Below are 20,975 nucleotides of genomic sequence, written 5' to 3' on the forward strand. Positions count from 1 at the left end.
CCCAACGCCCCAGGAGAAAACAATATGACTCTGCGTACATTCGCAGGGCTAGGAGCCCTGTTGTCCCTCGTAATGCCCGGCCTGGCTATGGCGGCAGACGAAGTGGCGGCCCCAGTCCTCAATTCCGGCGACACTGCCTGGATGATGACCTCGACAGCCCTCGTGCTGTTCATGACCATTCCCGGCCTCGCTCTGTTCTACGGCGGCATGGTTCGCTCCAAAAACATTCTTTCCGTGATGATGCAGTGTTTCGCCATTACCGGTCTGATCAGCATCCTGTGGGTCATTTATGGCTACAGCATCGCGTTCGACACCACCGGCATGGAGCAGGGCGTCGTCAACTTCAACTCATTCTTCGGCGGCATGGGCAAGGCATTCCTTGCCGGTGTCACGCCATCGAGCCTGACCGGTCCCGCGGCGCTGTTCCCTGAGGCGGTGTTCATCACCTTCCAGATGACCTTCGCCATCATCACCCCTGCGCTGATCGTCGGTGCCTTCGCCGAGCGGATGAAGTTCTCCGCCATGCTGATCTTCATGGGCATCTGGTTCACCCTGGTTTATGCACCAATCGCGCACATGGTCTGGTCCGGCAACGGCGGCCTGATGTGGGACTGGGGCGTTCTGGACTTCGCTGGCGGCACCGTGGTGCACATCAACGCCGGTGTGGCCGGTCTGATCTGCTGCCTGGTATTGGGCAAGCGCAAAGGCTTCCCGACCACCCCGATGGCGCCGCACAACCTCGGTTACACCCTGATGGGCGCTGCAATGCTGTGGGTTGGCTGGTTCGGCTTCAACGCCGGTTCCGCTGCTGCGGCCAACGGCACTGCCGGTATGGCGATGCTGGTCACCCAGATCGCAACTGCCGCCGCTGCATTGGGCTGGATGTTCGCCGAGTGGATCACGCACGGCAAACCAAGTGCTCTGGGTATCGCTTCGGGTGTTGTGGCCGGTCTGGTTGCAATCACGCCAGCCGCTGGCACCGTGGGCCCGATGGGCGCTCTGGTCATCGGTCTGGCAGCCGGCGTGGTGTGCTTCTTCTGCGCCACTACCCTGAAACGCAAACTCGGCTATGACGACTCCCTGGACGCCTTTGGCGTACACGGTATCGGCGGTATCCTCGGCGCGATCCTGACCGGTGTCTTCGCCGCTCCGGCCCTGGGTGGCTTCGGCACCGTCACCGACATCGGTGCACAGGTCTGGATTCAGATGAAAGGCGTGGGCTTCACGGTGATCTACACCGCGATCGTCACCTACATCATCCTCAAGGTCCTGGACGCCGTCATGGGTCTGCGTATCACTGAGGAAGAAGAGGCGGTCGGTATCGATCTGGCACTGCACAACGAACGCGGCTACAACTTGTAAGTACGCGCACAAAAAAACTTGCCCGGCTTGCCGGGCATTTTTTTGTCTGGAGTTTGTCAGTGAAGGAACTGCTGAAAGGTTTTTTCGTACACGTTTAGTGGCGTTTACGACGGGCGTTTTTCTGCGGCCAATGGCTTACATGATTGAAGGAATATTAGGGCCTTTGTTTTTTCCCAGAGCGCGCTAGAATGCGCCCCGAACGTGCGGAGAACTGTATGTGGCAACAGACTCTGATTACCCTGCGGGCGAGGCCCCGGGGCTTTCATCTGGTAACGGACGAGTTACTCGCCGGCCTGCCTGAACTCAAGGCATGTCGGGTCGGTCTTTTGCATTTGTGGCTGCAGCATACCTCGGCGTCGTTGACCATCAACGAGAACGCCGATCCGGCGGTACGTCGCGACTTCGAACGATTTTTCAATCGTCTGATCCCACAAGGAACAGACGGCTATGAGCATAACGACGAAGGCCTGGACGACCTCCCGGCGCACTTCAAGGCCAGCGTGCTTGGCTGTCAGCTCAGTTTGCCGATTTCGGCAGGCCGACTGGCGCTGGGAACCTGGCAAGGCGTTTATCTGGGCGAGCACCGTGATCATGGCGGTGCCCGTAAAGTCCTCGCCACCGTGCACGGTGAAGGGGCATAAACCGCTGGTTGCCAGCGGTTGTTGAATTTTTTCCGGCGGCCGTCGACAGATGGCGAAGCTGGGCTATAACTAATCTGCTTTTCGCAAGTCATGAGGTAGAACATGAGCGACGATGATCTGGAAAACGACGACCTCGAAGTAGGCGACGACGAAACCGAAGAAGGTCTGGAAACAGCAGCGGAAGACGTTGCTGACGACGATGGCGGTGAAGCGCCCGTTCCGACCGCCAAAGGCAAAGCCAAGGCAGCGGTATCGGTCGATGAGCTGCCGAGCGTCGAAGCGAAAAACAAGGAGCGTGATGCTCTGGCGCGGGCCATGGAAGAGTTCCTGGCCAAGGGCGGCAAGGTGCAGGAAGTGGAGGCCAATGTGGTCGCCGATCCGCCCAAGAAGCCTGACAACAAGTACGGCAGCCGGCCTATCTAAGCGCCTGCCCTTGCTTGCTGAAAAAGCCCGCCGTCGCTGCGGGCTTTTTCATGGGTGAAACAAAATTTGAAGTCTGCGGTGATCCTTGTGGGAGCGGGCTTGCCCGCGATGGCGACGTCACATTCACAATTGTTGTCGCCTGACACACCGCTATCGCGGGCAAGCCCGCTCCCACAGGTTTTGTATTAGGCTGAGGTCGTATTCCACCTAGCCAACAACGCCGGCAACTCGCTCAGGCTGCGAATCTCGGCATCCGGTGCCTTCTCGGCTTCCCAAACCTTGCCGGCCGGGTTAAACCAGATCGCCCGCAATCCCGCCTGCTGGGCGCCGGCAATGTCGTCACCCGGATGATCGCCGATATGCACGGCCGTTTCAGCCGTCGCCCCCCCCCGTTGCAACGCCTCATGAAACAGTCGCACATCCGGCTTGCCGATGCCGATGTCTTCGGCGCACAAGGCAAACTTGAAGTAGTCCGCCAGCCCTAACCGGCGCACATCGGCGTTGCCATTGGTGATCACGCCGAGGGCGTAGTGATTGGCCAGCGTCTCGAGGGTCGGTTGCACCTCCGGGAAGATTTCCAGCTGATGCCGGGCATGCAGAAACACTTCAAAACTCTGATCGGCCAGGTCTGCGGCCTGATCATGGCTGTAACCGGCTTCTTCCAGCGCATGGAACAAGACGCGGCGGCGCAGGGCGCTGATGCGGTGCTTGAGGCCCGGCTCACTGCTCAGGATCCGCTCGCGAATCGCCCACAAATGCTCCACCGGCACGGCGCCCAGATTCGGTGCATGCTCGGTCAGCCATTCACGCAGTACGGCTTCGGCGCTGACGATCACCGGGGCGGTGTCCCACAGGGTGTCGTCGAGGTCGAAGGTGATCAATTGGATTCTCATGACTCATCGCCTTTGATGCGTTTGGCCCGTGGATGGGCGCTGTCGTAAACCGTCGCCAGGTGCTGGAAGTCCAGGTGGGTGTAGATCTGGGTGGTTTTGATGTCCGAGTGACCGAGCAATTCCTGAACCGCCCGCAGGTCCTGGGACGACTCCAGCAAATGGCTGGCGAAGGAGTGCCGCAGCATGTGCGGATGCAGGTTCTGTCCCAGCTCGCGCTCGCCAGCGGCTTTAACACGCACCTGAATCGCCCGTGGGCCGAGGCGCCGGCCTTGCTGGCTGACAAACACCGCGTCGTCCGCCGGGTTGGTCATGGCCCGTAGCGGCAGCCACAACTCCAGCGCTTCGCGTGCTTTCTTGCCGACCGGCAGCAGTCGGGTCTTGCTGCCCTTGCCGAGCACTTGAACCATGCCGTCGGCCAGGTCCAGCTGATCCAGATTGAGCCCGGTCAGTTCTGAAAGCCGCAAACCTGAGGAATAGAACAGTTCCAGAATCGCCTGATCCCGCCGCGCCAGGAAATCATCCTCCACCGCGCCCTCAAGCAGTTGCAGCGCGCGGTCGGTGTCGAGGGTTTTTGGCAGCCGACGTTCGCCCTTCGGCGGCGCCAGGCCGTTGGCCGGGTCGTGATCGCAGAGGCCTTCGCGGTTCAGATAGTGATAGAGCCCGCGCACCGCCGACAGCAGCCGCGCCAGGCTGCGCGAAGATTGGCCCTGTGAGTGCAGGCGTGCGATCAGGCCGCGCAGGCGCTGGATGTCCAGGGCCGCCCAACTGCTGATGTTCTGTTTGACGCACCAGCCCAGCACTTTGTCGAGGTCGCGGCGGTAGGCGTACAGCGTGTGAGGCGACACCTGCCGCTCACTGCGCAGGTGTTCGCAGTAAGCGTCCAGTTGCCGTTCCACGATCAGCGTACCGAGCGCAGGGAGGTGTTGACCCGTGGCAGCACGCGGCCCATGACTTCGGCGATGTAGCTGAGGAACAGCGTGCCCACCGAGCTCTTGTAGTGCTGCGGGTCGCGGCTGGCGATGGCCAGGACGCCGTGGATGCCTTGGTAGCTGATGGCGACGACGGCGGTGGAGCCAATCTGCTTGCGCTGTTCTTCGCCGAACAGGAAGTCCAGTTCGTGTTCACGCAGGCTGCCGCTGACGCTTTTGTCTTCCGAGAGCAAACCGCCGATGGCCGTTTGCGCGTCGGCATGAGTGACCCAGCGGCCGACCGGCATCGGGTTGTCACCCAGCAGGATCAGGCTGACGAAGGGCACCTGGAAGTCTTGGCGCAGACTGTCTTCGACGCTGATCACCACGTCTTCCAGGCTGGTGGCGTCCATCAGCGCGAGAATCAGGCGGCGGGTCTTGTCGAAAAGGCGGTCGTTGTCGCGGGCCACGTCCATCAAGTGCGAGAGGCGATGCCGCAACTCGATATTGCGGTCGCGCAGGATGGTCATCTGCCGTTCGACCAGCGAAATGGTGTCGCCGCGCTGGTGCGGAATGCGCAAGGTTGCAAGCAGTTCTTCATGCTCGACGAAGAAATCCGGATGAGCCTCCAGGTACGCGGCAATCGCCGCCGCCTCAAGGCTTTCGGAAGGGGATTCGTCGGGCTGTAGGGCGGGAACCAGGGGCTTATCTTTCATGGATTCGACTCTCTCAAAGACGCACTTGTCCTTCATAAACGCGCACTGCCGGGCCGGTCATCATCACCGGTTGGCCAGGGCCTGCCCATTCAATGGACAGACGCCCGCCGGGCAGGTCGATCAATAGCGGCGAATCCATCCACCCCTGGCTGATCGCGGCCACTGCGGCAGCGCAAGCGCCGGTTCCGCAGGCCTGGGTTTCCCCGGCCCCGCGTTCCCAGACGCGCAGCTGCGCACGGTTGCGGTCGATGACCTGGAGAAAACCGACATTGACCCGCGCCGGGAAGCGCGGATGATTTTCGATTTTCGGCCCCAGTTCATGCACCGGCGCGTTGTTGATATCGCTGACCCGCAGCACGGCATGGGGGTTGCCCATGGACACGGCGGCCAGTTCGACCGTAGTGCCGCCGACGTCAACCTGATAACTCAGGGCCTGTTCCGGCGCGTCGAACGGAATGTCGGCCGGCACCAGGCGCGGTGCGCCCATGTTGACACCGATCTGCCCGTCGCTGCGGATATCCAGTTCGATGATGCCGCTTTTGGTCTCGACGCGGATCTGCCGCTTCGCGGTCAGGCGCTTGTCGAGCACGAATCGCGCGAAGCAGCGCGCACCGTTGCCGCACTGTTCCACTTCGGAGCCGTCGGCGTTGAAGATCCGATAGCGGAAATCCACGTCCGGGTTGCTGGGCGCTTCGACGATCAGCAACTGGTCGAAACCGATACCCGTATGCCGATCGCCCCATTGCTTGGCGTGTTTGGGCAGGATGTGCGCATGCTGGCTGACCAGGTCGAGGACCATGAAGTCATTGCCCAGGCCGTGCATCTTGGTAAAACGCAGCAGCATGGTTTTACTCCGGCAGCAGGCTTTCGCCAGCAAACAACTCGGCTACCGTCTCACGGCGACGCACTTCAAATGCCTGATCACCGTCCACCAACACTTCAGCGGCACGGCCGCGGGTGTTGTAGTTGGAACTCATGACAAACCCATAGGCACCGGCCGAATGCACGGCCAGCAGGTCGCCTTCTTCCAGGGCCAACTGGCGATCCTTGGCCAGGAAGTCGCCGGTCTCGCAGATCGGCCCGACGATGTCGTAGGCACGGGCAACGGAATTGCGCGGGCGCACGGCGGTGACGTCCATCCAGGCCTGGTACAGCGCCGGGCGGATCAGGTCGTTCATGGCCGCGTCGACGATGGCGAAGTCTTTGTGTTCGGTGTGCTTGAGGTACTCGACCTGGGTCAGCAACACGCCGGCGTTGGCGACGATGAAGCGGCCCGGTTCGAACACCAGCGCCAGGTCGCGACCGTCGAGACGCTCGCGCACGGCTTTGATGTAGTCGGCAGCCAATGGCGGCTCTTCATCGCGATAACGCACGCCCAAACCACCACCGAGATCGATGTGGCGCAGATAAATGCCGCAGTCGCCGAGGCGGTCGACCAGGCCCAGCAGGCGGTCGAGGGCATCGATGAACGGCGGCAGGGTGGTCAGTTGCGAACCGATGTGGCAATCGACACCGACCACTTCCAGGTTTGGCAGTTGGGCGGCGCGGATGTACACGTCTTCGGCGTCGGCGATGGCGATGCCGAACTTGTTCTCTTTAAGACCGGTGGAAATGTACGGGTGAGTGCCGGCGTCGACATCCGGGTTCACGCGCAGCGAGATCGGCGCGCGAACGCCCAGCTCGGCGGCGACCAGTTGCAGGCGTTCCAGCTCATCGGTGGATTCGACGTTGAAGCAATGCACACCGACTTCCAGGGCGCGACGCATGTCATCACGGGTCTTGCCGACACCGGAGAACACGATCTTGTCGGCGCTGCCGCCAGCGGCCAATACGCGTTCCAGCTCGCCACGGGAGACGATGTCGAAACCGGCGCCCAAACGCGCCAGGACATTCAGTACACCCAGGTTGGAGTTGGCCTTGACCGCAAAACAGACCAGGTGCGGCATGCCGGCCAGCGCATCGGCGTAAGCCAGGTACTGGGCTTCGATGTGTGCACGGGAGTAGACGTAGGTCGGTGTGCCAAAGCGTTCGGCGATGGCGGACAGGGCAACACCTTCCGCGAACAGCTCACCGTCACGGTAGTTAAAAGCGTCCATGGCGTTCCCTTATTGGTAGACGTCGTGCTTGTGTGCTTTCGACGGCTGCTTTTGCGAGGACTGAGCCTGCTCGGCAGGATCCTGAGAATCGTCAGGCAGGTACAGCGGGCCTTTTTGACCGCAGGCCGACACAAGGCAGGCAACCGCGAGGAGCGCAGCAAGGGAAGAGATCAGGCGCTTCATGGCGAAATCCTTGAAAATGCGTTAATTGCGCCGGAGTATACCGGCCACCCGGCAGCTTGCCTATGCGACGGGGCTCCCGTCCGGCGGGGCTTGGGCCGTAGCGCGGTAACTTGTCCTGCGCGGTACACGGATATTTCGTAACGCTATCGGGCCCTTGGTCGTTATCCTTTGCAATCACCGGGGCTCGCCCGTATCTTGCGGCGCTTGAGCGTGAGTAGACACTTTTTGAGGTTCCCGCAATGAGTTTGACTGAAGCCCGTTTCCACGATCTGGTCGATGCCACCCAGCAGACGCTGGAGGATATTTTTGACGAGTGTGGCCTGGATATCGATCTGGAGAGCTCGGCCGGTGTGCTCACCGTCAAGTTCGAAAACGGCAGCCAGTTGATCTTCAGCCGTCAGGAGCCCTTGCGTCAGCTGTGGCTGGCAGCCGTGTCGGGTGGTTTTCACTTCGATTACGACGAAGAGAGCAAGCGCTGGATGTGTGACAAGAGCGACGAACAACTAGGCGAGATGCTCGAGCGCATCGTCAAGCAGCAAGCTGACGCCGAGCTCGATTTCGAAGGTCTGTGAGATCGTGACCCAGCCTGCGCCCGTTCGTCCGCCCAAACCGCTCTACAGCAACGTCAGCCCGGCGGTGGCTTCGCCGTGCAGCGGTGTGTGTCGGCTGGATGAGCAGAAGGTCTGCCTTGGGTGTTTTCGCCATGTCGAAGACATCCGCGAATGGCGCTCGGCCGATGACGATCGGCGGCGTGTGATATGTGCCCATGCGGCAGAGCGCAAAACCTCCGCCTGAAGCCGTAGCGCGATCTGTAGCAGCTGGCGAAGCCTGCGTCCGGCTGCGCAGCAGTCGTGAGATCAGGCGCTAAGGTGTATCAGGAATACCGGGCACTCAGGTTTTACGACTGCTGCGCAGCCGAACGCAGGCTTCGCCAGCTGCTACAAAAGTGTGTCGTCGCCCTGACTTGTATATTTATTGAGCTGTGATAGTGTCCGGGTACGCCTCAACTCATCGAGGCTCGTGAAAACCCCGCCTTTTTCTGGCGGGGTTTTGCTTTTTCTGTGCAGAAGAAAGGAGTCTGCCCAAATCATGACCGCACCTTCAATTACCCTTACCCGTCTGGACGTGCAACGTCTGGAGCGCCTGATCGACAGCCTGGATGACACGCTGCCGGGCGTTATCGCGCTGCAAACCGAACTGGACCGCGCCGATACCCTGGTCGGTCACGATGAAGTACCCGCCGATGTCGTGACCATGAATTCCCGTGTGCATTGCCGCGAAGAAGGCAGTGGCAAGGACTATCACCTGACGCTGGTTTATCCGAAGGATGCCAATGCCGACGAAGGCAAGATTTCCATTCTGGCGCCGGTGGGCAGTGCCTTGCTCGGCCTGAAGGTGGGTCAGCATATCGACTGGCCGGCTCCGGGCGGCAAGACGCTCAAACTGACGCTGCTGGAAGTTGAATCGCAGCCTGCCAATGGCGGCGCCTTCCCGGAATGACGTTCCCTCAGACCTGCTCGAGCGCCTCGTTCAATGCGCGCTCCAGGTCAGCCTTGTAGCGCAAATACAAAATGCTTGAACTCTGACCATCACCGAGCAGGCCCGACAGGTCCAGGTCGGTGATGTAGCAGCGATAGCGTTCGGTTTCACGGCGCTGCTCGACGATTTCCCGGGCGACCACGCTGAACAGTTGGTCGCCATGTTCCAGCTCTGAAAACTCCCGCTGATTGCAATACAACGTGACTTGCACCTGTCCTGGTGCGGCTTTGCCGACAATCGCCTGCACGTCGTAGAACGGTTTGTTGACCGGGGTTTGCGGCGCTGGCCGGGATTCGACCCGACGCGCCCGTACAGGGCCGGAGGGCAGCAGTTGGTAGTACAAGGTGTCCAGGCTCAGCGGCTGGGCGACGTCCATCGACAGCAAGGCGTCGCGCCGGTACTGGATCGATTGCAGGAAACGTTGCAACGGCACCAGCAGGCTTTGCTCGTCGTGATAGGGCAAGCGCTGCTGCCACAGGGCATTGAATTCATCCAGTACGTACAGGTCGGCGCGGTATTCGTTGATCCGGTAAAACACCTGAATGCAATCGGGCTGGCCCATCGGCAGGACCAGCGCCAGGTCGTGGTCTTCCAGTGCCATCGGGTCCAGGTGCAGCGGGCTGTAGCTTGCCAGCTCTTCGCCCAGGTAATTGACCAGCGCCGGCAGCGTGGCGAGGGCGACATGATTGACCTGGCCAGGCACCAGTTCCAACACGTGGTAGTGCTGCTGGACCTGAATCAGGTAGCGATGATTGAGTTTGCTCAGCAGCAGGTTCTGCGCGGTGTCGAGGATCTCTTCGACCCGCCGGGCGATGAACTGTGCGCGGTTGTGGCAGAAGCAACGAACTCGCAACGTGGGTTGTTGTAGCCCGTCGGGCAGGTTGTTGAGGTAATCGCGCACGCAGTCGAGCAGTGCGTGGGGGCCGTCGAAGCGGTTGACCAGCACTTCGTTCCAACTATTGAGCGTGACCTGATCCAGGGTCAGCACCAGGTTTTCCCGGACGCCGGCGTAACTGAGGGAGTCGGTGCGCTCGGTGGTCATCAGGATGTTCAGGTCGCGGTGGTGCTTGAGTGGATCGACGCCGACGTTCACCAGAATCAGCACTTCACTCGGCACACTGGCGCGCAGTAACGGTTCTTCGGCGACGGTCGTCAGCGGCAGGACGATGCTCTGTTGCAGGCTGCCGAGCAGGTTGAACAGTTCGAACTCGCTCAGGTCGCTGCTGCCGGGATGCAAGGCCAGGCGAGTGCTGCTGTCGATCACGCCATTGCGGTGACACCAGGTCAACAGTTCCAGCAATTGGCGGCTGCGCTTGATCGGTGCGAAATGCTCCCACTCGAGGGCCGTCAGACTGCCGTTGTACAAACCCCACTGAGGTTGACCCGATTCTTTTTTGTTCGGCGCATGCACCAGCGTGAGGGTGTCTTCGGCCAGATCCGGGGCGATACCAGGGTTGATGAACTCGACCTTGTCGGCCTTGCGCTCGAAGGCCGCGTACAGTCGTCGACCCAGCACGTTGAGGTCGCGCTTGTTGATCAGGCTGACGGTCTGTTCGTTGCGGGCGAACTGGGTCAGGAAGCGATAGCTGTAATTGAGCTCGTTGACCAAGGCCCTGCGTTCAGAGCTGACCTGACGGACTTTCCACTGGCTGCGGCTATCGAGCAGGGCCAGTTGACGATGATCCCACTGCCATTCGTGGGCCAGGCGTTTGAGCAACGAACGCTGCCAGCTCTGAGTGCGACTGCTGCTGCCGGTGAGTTTGCGATTGACCTTCAGGTACAACGCCCGGCGTACCAGCTCCAGCCGTTCCGGCTCGCCACGGGCGGTGAGGTATTCCTCGATGCGTCGGTAGACCACGACGTACGGGTCCAGCTCGTCAAGGTCGAGCCGATTGGCAAACACCGCTTGCTTGAAGCGCAGGCTCAGGCAATGAACCTTGGGGTGTTCGCTGGCATAGACCTCGGTCAGCAGCAGTTTGAGGACCGATTTGTACGGCGACTCGATGCCCTTGAATAACTGCCAGAGTCCGGCGCCGATGAACTCCCCCGGCGGGATATAGGCCAGATGCCCCAGGTCCAGGGTTTCGTCGGCACGGATGAAGCGCTTGGACATCAGGGTGTGGGTGTAACGGTCGTAGCTCGCTTCTTCGTAGACCGGCACCAGCCACCAGACGGGCGTGCGTCCGGCCAGCCAGATAGCGGTGCGATAAAACTCGTCCAGCAGCAGATAGTGCTGGGTGGTGCCGCAGTCTTCCGAGCTCAGTTGCGTATCACGGTCGCCGCGTACGAAACGGGTTGGGTCGATCAGGAAAAAATGCGCCTCGGCGCCCTGACTGGCAGCCCAGATTTCGAGGAGCTGGCATTTTTTGCGCAGTTCAGTGAGCTCGCTTTCGCTCAAGTCCGGCCCGTGGCAGACCCATACATCCATGTCGCTCTGGTCGGCCTGAGCGAGGGTGCCGAGGCTGCCCATCAGGAACAAGCCGTGAATCGGTCGCGGCGGATTGCTGCCGTGGCGGGGCTTATAGGAAAACGAGCGGGTCAGGCGTTGGGCTTCGGCGAGGGTGTTGGCGTCGGGTTCGTAATTCGACAGCCCGGCTGGCGTGCTGCCCGAAACGTACCCCGGCAACAGCGGATGATTGACGTGGAAAAACAGCGGCAACAAGGTCAGCACCGCTTGCTGGCGGGTCGACAACCCTTCCATGGCGCGGGCCATACGGCCTTCATTGAGCTTCAGAAAACGTGCGCGCAGCTGGCTGAGAACCTTGCGGTCGATTCCCTCGTCCAGATCGGGGCGGATTTCATGGGTGCGGGTCATGTCAGCTCAAACCGGCTCGCGGGGCGCAGACGTGGGTGTCTGCGGATGAGGGGCAGTTTAGCGCCTCGGCTCCAGGACTTTTAAGCTGATTTTGTTTTTCTGGCGTCAGATTTTTATCGCGGGGCGACGGCAGGTAACAGGCAGGTAACGAAATGTGCCCGCGGAAATCCCGTAGCAGGGGTTTCCGTGGGCGCTACGGTAATGCTCAGGCAGTTTCCCGGACGTTGAGAATGGTCAGAACGGCTTGCACATTTTGCGCGGCGTCACGGCCCAGGCTGGTCAGATAACCACCATCTGGTTGGGTGATCAGTTCTTTGTCGAACAGTCTTTGGGCGGCGGCAATGGCTTTCGGGGCAGCGGTCTGATGAATTTTCAAACCTTCCTGGGAACTGTCCAGGTTGAAGAGTGCGAGGATTTCCAGTTCGGCAACCAACTCAGGGGTAAGCGACATAAGGACTCCAGACTTTCTAGGAATTGGACGACAGCGTCCCTAAGGTGATCCCACTCGGGCGGCATGTCCAGTGCTCGCGACAGGGTTTTTTCGCCTTGGGAAGCATTCCCCGGTGGGTGGTGCGGCAGCGGGGTGGATTCAGTGTAGTCAGAGTCTGAGAAACGGTTGCCTGAATTGAAAAAGATCGCAGCCTTCGACAGGTGCGATCTTTTGATCTTATTTCTTTTCCGGCGGCAACTCTGGCAATGCACGCAACGCGGCTTCATACCATTCAGTGTTGAACGCGCGGTCTTCTTCGAGGATCGCGTCGATTTCCACGGCCAGAACGTGGGCCATCAGATTGAGGATTTCTTCACGCTCGTAACCCACCAATGTCAGCTTGTTGAAGGTTGCCTTGGCGGCTGGCGGATTGTCGCTTTCGATCTGGTTTTCGATGGCTTCGACCAGGGTGTTTTCGGCGAACTCTTCTTCGTCGATGTCGTCGTTGTTGATGCCGGGGGTTGGCTCGCTCATGGCAGGCTCCTCAAGTTAAGGCGGCCAGTTTACCTGCATTCAGCGCTGTGATGCTGCTGGCAAGAAACGTCGCGGCGTTCTATAAAAGGCACCTGCCAACCCCGCACGGCCTGGAGGCTATGTAATGCTCAAGCTTTATGGATTTTCCGTCAGCAACTACTACAACATGGTCAAGCTGGCGCTGCTCGAGAAGGGACTGCCGTTTGAAGAGGTACTGTTTTACCCGGGGCCGAGCCCCGAGGCATTAGCCGTCAGCCCGCGCGGGAAGGTGCCGGTGCTGGGTGTCGAACAGGGTTTCGTCAACGAAACCAGCGTGATTCTCGAGTTCCTCGAACACAGCCAGAAAGGCACGTCGTTGTTGCCGAGCGATCCCTTTGAGCGTTCGCAGGTCCTGGCACTGGCCAAGGAAATCGAGCTGTACATCGAATTGCCGGGGCGTGCCTGCTACGCCGAAGCATTTTTCGGCATGACTGTGCCGGATGCGATCAAGGACAAGACCAAAGCCGAGTTGCTGCTGGGGTTTGCCTCACTGGGCAGGCACGGCAAGTTCGCCCCTTATGTGGCAGGTGACAGCCTGAGCATTGCGGATTTGTATTTCCTCTACAGCGTGCCGCTGGCCTGTGCGGTGGCGCAGAAGCTGTTTGACCTGGATTTGCTGGCTGAGATGCCGGCGGCCAAGGCGCTGTTGGAACGTCTGGGGCAAAATCCGAATGTGCAGCGGATTGCGAAGGACAAGGACGCGGCAATGCCAGCGTTTTTGGAGATGATCGCGTCCAAAAAGTAGGTTTTGTAGTGCTCTGAAGTCAGTCATCGCGGGCAAGCCCGCTCCCACAGGTTTCTCTGTCTGCCATAGATTTTGGCCAGTCGGAGATCCTTGTGGGAGCGGGCTTGCCCGCGATGCTTTTAACGGCTGGCGAGCAATGCCTGGCCGCGAGCCGCCGCCTTCTTGACCTGTGCCGGCGCAGTCCCGCCGATGTGGTCACGGGCATTCACCGAGCCTTCCAAGGTCAGCACGGCAAACACGTCCTGATCGATCTGGTCGCTGAACTTGCGCAACTCTTCCAGGCTCATTTCCGCCAGGTCTTTACCGCTTTCCACGCCGTACTTCACGGCATGGCCAACGATTTCGTGGCAGTCACGGAACGGCAGACCACGACGTACCAGATAGTCGGCCAGGTCGGTGGCGGTGGAGAAGCCGCGCAGGGCTGCTTCACGCATCATTGCGTGCTTGGGTTTGATCGCCGGGATCATGTCGGCAAAGGCCCGCAGCGAGTCGCGCAACGTGTCGGCAGCGTCGAACAGTGGCTCTTTATCTTCCTGGTTGTCCTTGTTGTAGGCCAGGGGCTGGCCTTTCATCAGGGTCAGCAGGCCCATCAGTGCGCCGAATACGCGACCGGTCTTGCCACGCACCAGCTCTGGAACGTCCGGGTTTTTCTTTTGCGGCATGATCGAGCTACCGGTGCAGAAACGGTCCGGCAGATCGATGAACTGGAACTGCGCGCTGGTCCACAGCACCAGCTCTTCGGAGAAGCGCGACAAGTGCATCATCGCGATGCTCGCGGCCGAGCAGAATTCGATGGCGAAGTCACGATCGGACACGTTGTCCAGCGAGTTGCCGCCCACGGCGTCGAAGCCCAGCAGTTGAGCGGTGTATTCGCGGTCGATCGGGTAGGTGGTGCCCGCCAGTGCGGCGCTGCCCAGTGGCATGCGGTTGGTACGCTTGCGGCAGTCGACCAGACGCTCGTAGTCGCGGCTGAGCATCTCGAACCAGGCCAGCATGTGGTGCCCGAAGGTTACCGGCTGTGCGGTTTGCAGGTGAGTGAAGCCGGGCATGATGCTACCGGCTTCGCGCTCGGCCTGCTCCAGCAAGCCTTTTTGCAGGCGGGTGATTTCGCTCAGGATCAGGTCGATCTCGTCGCGCAGCCACAGGCGGATGTCGGTGGCGACCTGGTCGTTACGGCTGCGGCCGGTGTGCAGCTTTTTACCGGTGACGCCGATGCGGTCGGTCAGACGCGCCTCGATGTTCATGTGCACGTCTTCGAGGTCGATGCGCCAGTCGAACTGGCCGGCCTCGATTTCACCCTGGATGGTCTTCAGGCCATCAGTGATGCTGTCGCGCTCGGCATCGGTCAACACGCCGACCTTGGCCAGCATCGTGGCGTGAGCGATCGAGCCCATGATGTCGTGGCGATACAGGCGCTGGTCGAAAGTGACGGAGGCGGTGAAGCGGGCGACGAAGGCGTCGACGGGTTCACTGAAGCGGCCGCCCCAGGACTGATTGGTCTTGTCAGTGCTCATGAATTCGCTCGTGTCGGCTGAAGAAAGATGGCGTAGAAAGCTGTCGCGAATAATAACAGGGTTGCCAATCCTGTCGCTGACACTGGTCGATACGTTTTTTTCTCAGGTGGCGGTCCATACTCGAATCAACGCCGAGGGGATTTGCGCAACGATATTTTTCAATTGCGCAATATCGTGCCGGCAACCGTCTACAGTTGGACAGTAGGATCAGCGCACTTCCAGACGCTGCAGCTGACTATAAGAAGAGGGGGTGTTCATATTGTGTATCAACAAACCCTACGGCGATGCCTCGCCAACGCGGGCCTGGGCCGCCAAACGCACGACAGATGAAAATTTAGCCGTCGGACGGGCGGCACTTTTTGGCCCTCGCGCTAGTCTTAGCGTGGATCGCGGTGACGGACGTCACTTCACCTGTCTACGCTATCCTTGTGCGAGACTCACGCAGGAATCCAGCGCAATATGAATGTCCTGATCGTTGATGACGAACCCCTTGCCCGCGAGCGCCTGAGCCGAATGGTTGGCGAACTCGAGGGATACAGTGTCCTGGAGCCTAGCGCCACGAACGGCGATGAGGCGTTGGCTCTGATCGACAGCCACAAACCCGATATCGTGCTGCTCGATATTGGCATGCCGGGTCTCGATGGCCTGCAAGTGGCTGCACGATTGTGCGAACGCGAAACCCCGCCCGCCGTGGTGTTTTGCACAGGGCCCGATGAATTTGCCGTGGAAGCCTTACAGGCCAGCGCCGTAGGCTATCTGGTGAAACCTGTGCGTACAGAACAATTGCATGAAGCGTTGAAAAAAGCCGAGCGGCCCAATCGCGTCCAGCTCGCGGCCCTGACCCGTCCCGCCGCCGAAAGTGGCAGCGGCCCGCGCAGCCACATCAGCGCCCGTACCCGTAAAGGTATCGAACTGATCCCGTTGGGTCAGGTGGTCTACTTCATTGCGGATCACAAATACGTGACCTTGCGCCACGAAGGCGGCGAAGTGCTGCTGGATGAGCCGCTCAAGGCCCTTGAAGATGAATTTGGCGACCGCTTCGTGCGAATCCACCGCAACGCGCTGGTCGCCCGCGAACGCATCGAACGCCTGCAGCGCACGCCTCTGGGGCATTTTCAGCTGTTCCTCAAAGGCTTGAACGGCGACGCCCTGATCGTCAGCCGACGGCATGTGGCCGGCGTGCGCAAGATGATGCAACAGCTTTAATCCGCCATTTACGGGCGGGTTTCATCCCGGTTGCTGGATGCCTGGGGCCAGGGAGGCCACGCGGTTTCTGATACAAGTCAAAGTGGATTTGGCTGAGCTGTTATTATCCGCCGTATCTATTCAGTACGGATTGATCCATGTCCTCTCGCGAAATCCGCATCGCCACCCGTAAAAGTGCACTCGCCCTGTGGCAGGCCGAATACGTCAAAGCTCGTCTGGAAGAGGCCCATCCGGGTCTGCTCGTGACGTTGGTGCCCATGGTCAGTCGCGGTGACAAGTTGCTCGACTCGCCACTGTCGAAAATCGGCGGCAAGGGCCTGTTCGTCAAAGAACTGGAAACCGCGCTGCTGGAAAACGAAGCCGACATCGCGGTGCACTCCATGAAAGACGTGCCGATGGACTTCCCTGAAGGTCTCGGTCTGTTTTGCATCTGCGAGCGAGAAGACCCGCGTGATGCCTTCGTTTCCAATACCTACGCCAGCCTGGACGAATTGCCGCAAGGCAGCATCGTCGGCACCTCCAGCCTGCGCCGTCAGGCCCAGTTGCTGACCCGTCGTCCGGACCTGGAAATTCGCTTCCTGCGCGGCAACGTCAACACGCGCCTGGCCAAGCTCGATGCCGGCGAATACGACGCCATTATCCTCGCTGCTGCCGGCCTGATTCGTCTCGGCTTTGAAGATCGCATCACCTCGGCCATCAGCGTCGATGACAGTCTGCCGGCCGGTGGCCAAGGCGCGGTGGGTATCGAATGCCGCAGCGTCGACAGCGAAATTCACGCGCTGTTGGCACCGCTGCACCATCAGGACACCGCCACCCGCGTGACCGCCGAACGTGCTCTCAACAAACATTTGAATGGCGGCTGCCAAGTGCCGATCGCCTGCTATGCCGTGCTTGAAGGCGAGCAGATCTGGTTGCGTGGTCTTGTTGGTGATCCGAACGGCGGTCTGCTGCTCAGCGCCGAGGCTCGTGCGCCACGTAGCGAAGCCGAAGCCTTGGGCGTGCAAGTGGCTGAAGACCTGCTGAGTCAAGGCGCCAACGACATCCTGAAAGCGGTCTACGGCGAGGCAGGTCACGAGTGACGGGCTGGCGCCTGCTGCTGACGCGTCCCGCGGATGAGTCGGCGGCGCTAAGCAGTCTTTTGGCCGAAAAGGGGATTTTCAGCAGTAGTTTGCCGCTTTTGGAGATCGAGCCGATTCCTGTCTCTGACACAATGCGCGAGGTGATTCAGGGTCTGGATCGCTATTGCGCGGTGATCGTGGTCAGCAAACCGGCCGCCAGAATTGCTGTGGATCTGCTCGACCGGTATCGGCCGCAACCCCCTCGTTTGAAGTGGTTCAGCGTGGGCGCAGCCACCGCGCAGATCCTCGAGGATCGCGGGTTGGACATCCGCTTCCCGTTGGATGGCGATGACAGCGAAGCCTTGCTTGAACTTCCTCAGTTGCGCGAGGCAATCGCGCGGCCCGATCCGCGCGTGCTGATCATGCGCGGGGAGGGCGGGCGCGAGTTGCTGGCTGAGCGTTTGCGCGAGCTTGGTGCTAGTGTCGAGTATCTGGAGTTGTACCGCCGCGACCTGCCGCACTACCCGCCGGCAGCGCTGCCTGACCGGATCGAAGCGGAACGCTTGAACGGGCTGGTGGTCAGCAGTGGACAGGGTTTTGAGCACCTGCATCAATTGGCCGGCGATGCCTGGCCGCAATTGGCGCGGTTGCCGTTGTTTGTTCCAAGCCCCCGGGTCGCCGAGCTGGCACGTGCCGCCGGGGCCCAAACAGTTGTGGATTGTCGTGGCGCCAGTGCCGCGGCTTTGCTGACGGCGTTACGGGAGCATCCCGGACCCGTTCTCTAATGCAAAGGATGGATACGTGAGCGAAACAGCCTTGCCTAAAGATGACGTCCAGCCAGTGCTCGATGCACCGGTTGAAGCACCGGTTGAAACTGGGCCTGCTGCAGCGCAGCGCCGAGGCAATGGGCTGGCAATCGTCGCGCTGCTGCTGGGCGCTGCCGGTGTCGCCGTGGGCGGTTGGGGAGTCTGGCAGGTGCGTCACCTGCAAGCCAATACTCAACTGCAGTTGAGTCAGGTCCAGGCATTGAACGATCAGGCGCAGGACCTGAAGCTCAATGAACAACGCCTGACTGCTCGCCTGGAACAAATGCCTGCCGCCGACGAGCTCGATGCGCGCAGTCGTTTGGTCACTCAACTTCAAGGCGATCAGCAACGCTTGAATCAACGTCTGGAAACGGTTCTCGGCGCCAGCCGCAAGGATTGGCGTCTGGCCGAGGCCGAGCACCTGCTGCGTCTGGCCAGCTTGCGTCTTTCCGCGTTGCAGGACATCAGCAGTGCCCAGGCCCTGGTGCAGGGCGCCGATGAAATTCTGCGCGAACAGAACGACCCGGGTTCCTTTGCCGCTCGCGAGCAAGTGGCCAAAACGCTGGTGGCATTGCGTAGCACCCAACAGCCGGATCGCACCGGTCTGTTCCTGCGACTGGGGGCGCTGCGCGATCAGGTGATCAGCCTCACCGAGCTGGCACCCGAGTACAAGGACCGGGGTGAATCCCTGTTGGGTCTCACCGCTGATGGCGACGGCGCCAGTCGTTGGGCGCAATGGTGGGATCAGGTCTCGCGCTACATCCGCATCGACTTTAACGCCGACAAGAATGTGCGTCCGTTGCTGGCCGGGCAGAGCCTGAGCCAGGTGCGCCTGGCCCTGAGCCTGGCGCTGGAGCAGGCGCAATGGGCCGCGCTCAATGGCCAGGCCGCGGTTTATACCCAGGCGCTTGCCGAAGCGCGGGACGTGCTCAAGGGCAACTTCAATCCGGACAACCCTCAGAGCAAAGTGATGCTTGAGCAGGTTGGCGAGTTGAGCAAGCAACCGGTCACCGTTGTCACGCCAGACCTGACCGGCACGCTGAGTGCGGTTCAGGGGTATCTGGAGCGGCGTAATGTCAACGCCGAGGACTCGATCAAACCGATGGCCAAACCTGCCGCGGACACCGCTCAGGAGGCGACGCCATGAAACGCCTCTATGTGATCGTGTTCCTGGTGATCGCCGCTGCTGCCGCGCTGGGGCTGGCGATTGCCGAGCATTCCGGTTACGTGCTGATCGCCTACAAAAGCTTCCGTTACGAATCGAGCCTGTGGGCAACCCTGGCGTTGGTCGCCGTGCTCTGGCTGGTGTTCTGGGGCATCAAGGCGTTGATCGAATTGGTGACGACCTCCAGTGGCGTGGTCAATCCATGGTCGCGGCGCAATCGCAGTCGCCGTGTGCAGGTGGCAATTGAACACGGTCAGCTGGATCTGGCCGAAGGTCGCTGGGCCAGTGCGCAGCGTCATCTGCATCGGGCAGCGGAAGCCGAGCGCCAGCCTTTGCTTTACTACCTCGGCGCTGCCCGGGCCGCGAACGAACAAGGTCAATACGAGGAAAGCGACAACCTGCTGGAGCGCGCTCTGGAGCGACAGCCTCAGGCAGAGTTGGCAATTGCCCTGAGCCACGCACAATTACAGACCGACCGCGGCGATACCGAAGGCGCCCTGGTGACCCTGCAAGCCATGCACGAGCGTCATCCTCATAACGTCCAGACCTTGCGCCAGTTGCAGCGCTTGCACCAACAGCGGGGCGACTGGTCGGCCGTGATTCGTCTGCTGCCGGAGCTACGCAAGGACAAGGTCCTGCCACCGGCCGAACTGGCCGAACTGGAACGCCGGGCCTGGGGTGAGAACCTGTCACTGGCGGCGCATCAGGAAGAAGACGGGACGGTCGGCTTGCAATCGCTCAATCGCGCCTGGCAGCAGTTGACCTCAGCTCAACGCCAGGAGCCGCAACTGGTGCTCGCTTATGCCGAGCAACTTCGGCAACTGGGTGCTCAGGTCGAGGCCGAAGAGATCCTGCGGACGGCTCTCAAGCGCAACTATGACAGTCATCTGGCGCGCCTCTACGGACTCGTTCGCGGTAGCGATCCGGCACGTCAACTGCACACCGCCGAGGGCTGGCTCAAGGATCATCCGGCCGACCCGAGCCTGCTGCTGACCCTGGGGCGCTTGTGTCTGCAAAGCAGCCTTTGGGGCAAGGCCCGGGATTATCTGGAAAGCAGCTTGCGCGTGCAGCGCAACCCGGAAGCCTGTGCGGAACTGGCGCGGCTGCTGGCGCAGCTGGGTGACACCGAGCGCAGCAATCAGTTGTTCCAGGAGGGCTTGGGCTTGCTGGACGAGCGCTTGCTGGCGGCACCGTTGCCGGTTCCTGTTCACGCGTGATTCCTGCCCCTGTAGCAGCTGACGCAGCCTGCGTTCGGCTGCGCAGCAGTCGCAAAACAGACACCACGGTTTGGTCAGGCGAGTCGCATAAACTTGGACGACTGCTGCGCAGCCGAACGCAGGCTGCGCCAGCTGCTATGTATGGACTCGCCCCCACTGTCTACCCGCTTTTGAAAAACCGCCGCCCCGTTGCATCTATGTATCAGGCCTATTCGAGGAAGCCGTCTTCGGCTTCTGGCCAAAATTGGAAGAGCTCGTGGTATGCCGATTACAGTCAGGCCTCGAAGGCCAGTAGCAGCTAAGGCATCAATCCACGCCGGTCTTACCTGGGGTCAATTTTTTTTCAGCAAAGGGCCGGACAGTTAGTACCTCGGTGGCAGAACTCTGTCGCTCAGTGGCTCATCGTCGCTTGCTGGCCATCACCAGCCTGGCGACGATAAGTCTGGTCATTCTGTAGAAGCACCCAGACGATTCGCAGGTTACGGTTGGCTAGCCTGACCGCAGCCTCCTTACGGCCCAGTCGGCTCATCCAGCGCAACAAGCGGCGGTCATCGGGTTGCTGGGAATCAGGTCGTAGTTGTTGCAGTACTGCATGGGCTCCCTGGATCATCAGGCTGCGTAAATAAACATCACCTCGCTTGGTCATGTCCCCCAGCCGGACCGTCTGCCCGCTGCTGTGCTGGTC

Annotated in this window: 23 protein-coding genes and 1 pseudogene; 13 read left to right on the plus strand and 11 right to left on the minus strand. The window is 60.7% G+C overall.

Annotated features, from left to right (window positions below; all coding sequences use genetic code 11):
- Window positions 1–24: 24 nt before the first annotated feature.
- The 3 genes from ACIQU2_RS17890 to sutA all read left to right on the plus strand — a co-directional run bounded on the left by ACIQU2_RS17890 (window position 25) and on the right by sutA (window position 2,426).
- Window positions 25–1,362: an ammonium transporter gene (locus tag ACIQU2_RS17890; protein WP_403142971.1), complete on the plus strand. Its 1,338-nt coding sequence runs from the start codon at window positions 25–27 to the stop codon at window positions 1,360–1,362.
- 215 nt (window positions 1,363–1,577) lie between these two features.
- Complete coding sequence (locus tag ACIQU2_RS17895; protein WP_007989493.1) at window positions 1,578–2,003, plus strand: secondary thiamine-phosphate synthase enzyme YjbQ; 426 nt, start codon at window positions 1,578–1,580, stop codon at window positions 2,001–2,003.
- A gap of 102 nt (window positions 2,004–2,105) precedes the next feature.
- Window positions 2,106–2,426: a transcriptional regulator SutA gene (gene sutA / locus ACIQU2_RS17900; RefSeq protein WP_223429536.1), complete on the plus strand. Its 321-nt coding sequence runs from the start codon at window positions 2,106–2,108 to the stop codon at window positions 2,424–2,426.
- Between the two features lie 185 nt (window positions 2,427–2,611).
- Here sutA and ACIQU2_RS17905 read toward each other — a convergent pair whose 3' ends face one another.
- Genes ACIQU2_RS17905 through ACIQU2_RS17930 form a run of 6 tightly spaced genes read right to left on the minus strand, consistent with a single transcriptional unit; the run spans window position 2,612 to window position 7,222 of the window.
- Window positions 2,612–3,319: an HAD family hydrolase gene (locus ACIQU2_RS17905; protein ID WP_403142974.1), complete on the minus strand. Its 708-nt coding sequence runs from the start codon at window positions 3,317–3,319 to the stop codon at window positions 2,612–2,614.
- Window positions 3,316–4,215, minus strand: a complete 900-nt coding sequence (gene xerC / locus ACIQU2_RS17910) for a tyrosine recombinase XerC (protein ID WP_403142976.1) — start codon at window positions 4,213–4,215, stop codon at window positions 3,316–3,318. Before xerC ends, ACIQU2_RS17905 begins: the two co-directional genes overlap by 4 nt.
- A 2-nt stretch (window positions 4,216–4,217) precedes the next feature.
- Window positions 4,218–4,943, minus strand: coding sequence for a DUF484 family protein (locus ACIQU2_RS17915; RefSeq protein WP_403142979.1), 726 nt, complete (start codon window positions 4,941–4,943; stop codon window positions 4,218–4,220).
- Between the two features lie 13 nt (window positions 4,944–4,956).
- The gene (dapF, locus tag ACIQU2_RS17920) at window positions 4,957–5,787 is read right to left on the minus strand and encodes a diaminopimelate epimerase (protein ID WP_403142981.1); all 831 of its coding nucleotides are present in this window, start codon (window positions 5,785–5,787) and stop codon (window positions 4,957–4,959) included.
- A 4-nt stretch (window positions 5,788–5,791) separates the two neighbouring features.
- Entirely contained in the window at window positions 5,792–7,039 is a 1,248-nt protein-coding gene (lysA, locus tag ACIQU2_RS17925) for a diaminopimelate decarboxylase (protein ID WP_403142984.1), read from the minus strand.
- 9 nt (window positions 7,040–7,048) lie between these two features.
- Complete coding sequence (locus tag ACIQU2_RS17930; RefSeq protein ID WP_075946461.1) at window positions 7,049–7,222, minus strand: lipoprotein; 174 nt, start codon at window positions 7,220–7,222, stop codon at window positions 7,049–7,051.
- 239 nt (window positions 7,223–7,461) lie between these two features.
- Between ACIQU2_RS17930 and cyaY the strand changes: the two genes are divergently transcribed.
- The 3 genes from cyaY to rnk all read left to right on the plus strand — a co-directional run bounded on the left by cyaY (window position 7,462) and on the right by rnk (window position 8,722).
- Window positions 7,462–7,794, plus strand: coding sequence for an iron donor protein CyaY (gene cyaY / locus ACIQU2_RS17935; RefSeq protein ID WP_403142986.1), 333 nt, complete (start codon window positions 7,462–7,464; stop codon window positions 7,792–7,794).
- 4 nt (window positions 7,795–7,798) lie between these two features.
- On the plus strand, window positions 7,799–8,017 hold the full coding sequence (locus ACIQU2_RS17940; protein WP_403142987.1) for a DUF1289 domain-containing protein: 219 nt from the start codon (window positions 7,799–7,801) through the stop codon (window positions 8,015–8,017).
- A gap of 294 nt (window positions 8,018–8,311) precedes the next feature.
- Window positions 8,312–8,722, plus strand: a complete 411-nt coding sequence (rnk, locus tag ACIQU2_RS17945; RefSeq protein WP_309676548.1) for a nucleoside diphosphate kinase regulator — start codon at window positions 8,312–8,314, stop codon at window positions 8,720–8,722.
- Between the two features lie 7 nt (window positions 8,723–8,729).
- Here rnk and ACIQU2_RS17950 read toward each other — a convergent pair whose 3' ends face one another.
- The 3 genes from ACIQU2_RS17950 to ACIQU2_RS17960 form a co-directional block, all read right to left on the minus strand.
- Window positions 8,730–11,576, minus strand: a complete 2,847-nt coding sequence (locus ACIQU2_RS17950) for a class I adenylate cyclase (protein ID WP_403142990.1) — start codon at window positions 11,574–11,576, stop codon at window positions 8,730–8,732.
- Window positions 11,577–11,781: 205 nt separating this feature from the next.
- Window positions 11,782–12,027 carry a TIGR02647 family protein gene (locus ACIQU2_RS17955; protein WP_403142992.1) on the minus strand — a complete coding sequence of 82 codons (246 nt, stop codon included), beginning with the start codon at window positions 12,025–12,027 and terminating at the stop codon, window positions 11,782–11,784.
- A 216-nt stretch (window positions 12,028–12,243) separates the two neighbouring features.
- On the minus strand, window positions 12,244–12,540 hold the full coding sequence (locus ACIQU2_RS17960) for a hypothetical protein (protein WP_046045090.1): 297 nt from the start codon (window positions 12,538–12,540) through the stop codon (window positions 12,244–12,246).
- Window positions 12,541–12,664: 124 nt separating this feature from the next.
- Between ACIQU2_RS17960 and ACIQU2_RS17965 the strand changes: the two genes are divergently transcribed.
- Complete coding sequence (locus ACIQU2_RS17965; RefSeq protein ID WP_403142994.1) at window positions 12,665–13,324, plus strand: glutathione S-transferase; 660 nt, start codon at window positions 12,665–12,667, stop codon at window positions 13,322–13,324.
- Window positions 13,325–13,443: 119 nt separating this feature from the next.
- Here the strand turns inward: ACIQU2_RS17965 and argH are convergent, their stop codons facing one another.
- Window positions 13,444–14,838, minus strand: coding sequence for an argininosuccinate lyase (argH, locus tag ACIQU2_RS17970; protein ID WP_403142997.1), 1,395 nt, complete (start codon window positions 14,836–14,838; stop codon window positions 13,444–13,446).
- Between the two features lie 346 nt (window positions 14,839–15,184).
- Between argH and ACIQU2_RS17975 the strand changes: the two are divergent.
- The 6 genes and pseudogenes from ACIQU2_RS17975 to ACIQU2_RS18000 form a co-directional block, all read left to right on the plus strand.
- Window positions 15,185–15,301 (plus strand): annotated as a pseudogene (locus ACIQU2_RS17975) (sensor histidine kinase); the annotation flags it as partial.
- Entirely contained in the window at window positions 15,298–16,044 is a 747-nt protein-coding gene (locus ACIQU2_RS17980) for a LytTR family DNA-binding domain-containing protein (RefSeq protein WP_046045093.1), read from the plus strand. The pseudogene ACIQU2_RS17975 and the gene ACIQU2_RS17980, both read left to right, overlap by 4 nt.
- 137 nt (window positions 16,045–16,181) lie before the next feature.
- On the plus strand, window positions 16,182–17,123 hold the full coding sequence (gene hemC / locus ACIQU2_RS17985) for a hydroxymethylbilane synthase (protein ID WP_129440084.1): 942 nt from the start codon (window positions 16,182–16,184) through the stop codon (window positions 17,121–17,123).
- A complete protein-coding gene (locus ACIQU2_RS17990; RefSeq protein WP_403143002.1) occupies window positions 17,120–17,887 on the plus strand; it encodes a uroporphyrinogen-III synthase in 768 nt (255 codons plus the stop codon). The genes hemC and ACIQU2_RS17990 overlap by 4 nt, the downstream gene beginning before the upstream one ends.
- Before the next feature lie 16 nt (window positions 17,888–17,903).
- Window positions 17,904–19,055, plus strand: coding sequence for a uroporphyrinogen-III C-methyltransferase (locus ACIQU2_RS17995; protein ID WP_347804158.1), 1,152 nt, complete (start codon window positions 17,904–17,906; stop codon window positions 19,053–19,055).
- Window positions 19,052–20,290 carry a heme biosynthesis protein HemY gene (locus ACIQU2_RS18000; protein ID WP_309676540.1) on the plus strand — a complete coding sequence of 413 codons (1,239 nt, stop codon included), beginning with the start codon at window positions 19,052–19,054 and terminating at the stop codon, window positions 20,288–20,290. The genes ACIQU2_RS17995 and ACIQU2_RS18000 overlap by 4 nt, the downstream gene beginning before the upstream one ends.
- Window positions 20,291–20,681: 391 nt before the next feature.
- On the opposite strand, the gene ACIQU2_RS18005 is transcribed toward ACIQU2_RS18000, so the two are convergent.
- Window positions 20,682–20,975, minus strand: a 294-nt coding sequence (locus tag ACIQU2_RS18005) for a transposase (protein WP_403143005.1), incomplete at its 5' end; no start/stop codon positions are given.

It is taken from the genome of Pseudomonas sp. NPDC098740, assembly GCF_044760065.1.
Classification (GTDB): Bacteria; Pseudomonadota; Gammaproteobacteria; order Pseudomonadales; family Pseudomonadaceae; genus Aquipseudomonas; species Aquipseudomonas rossensis.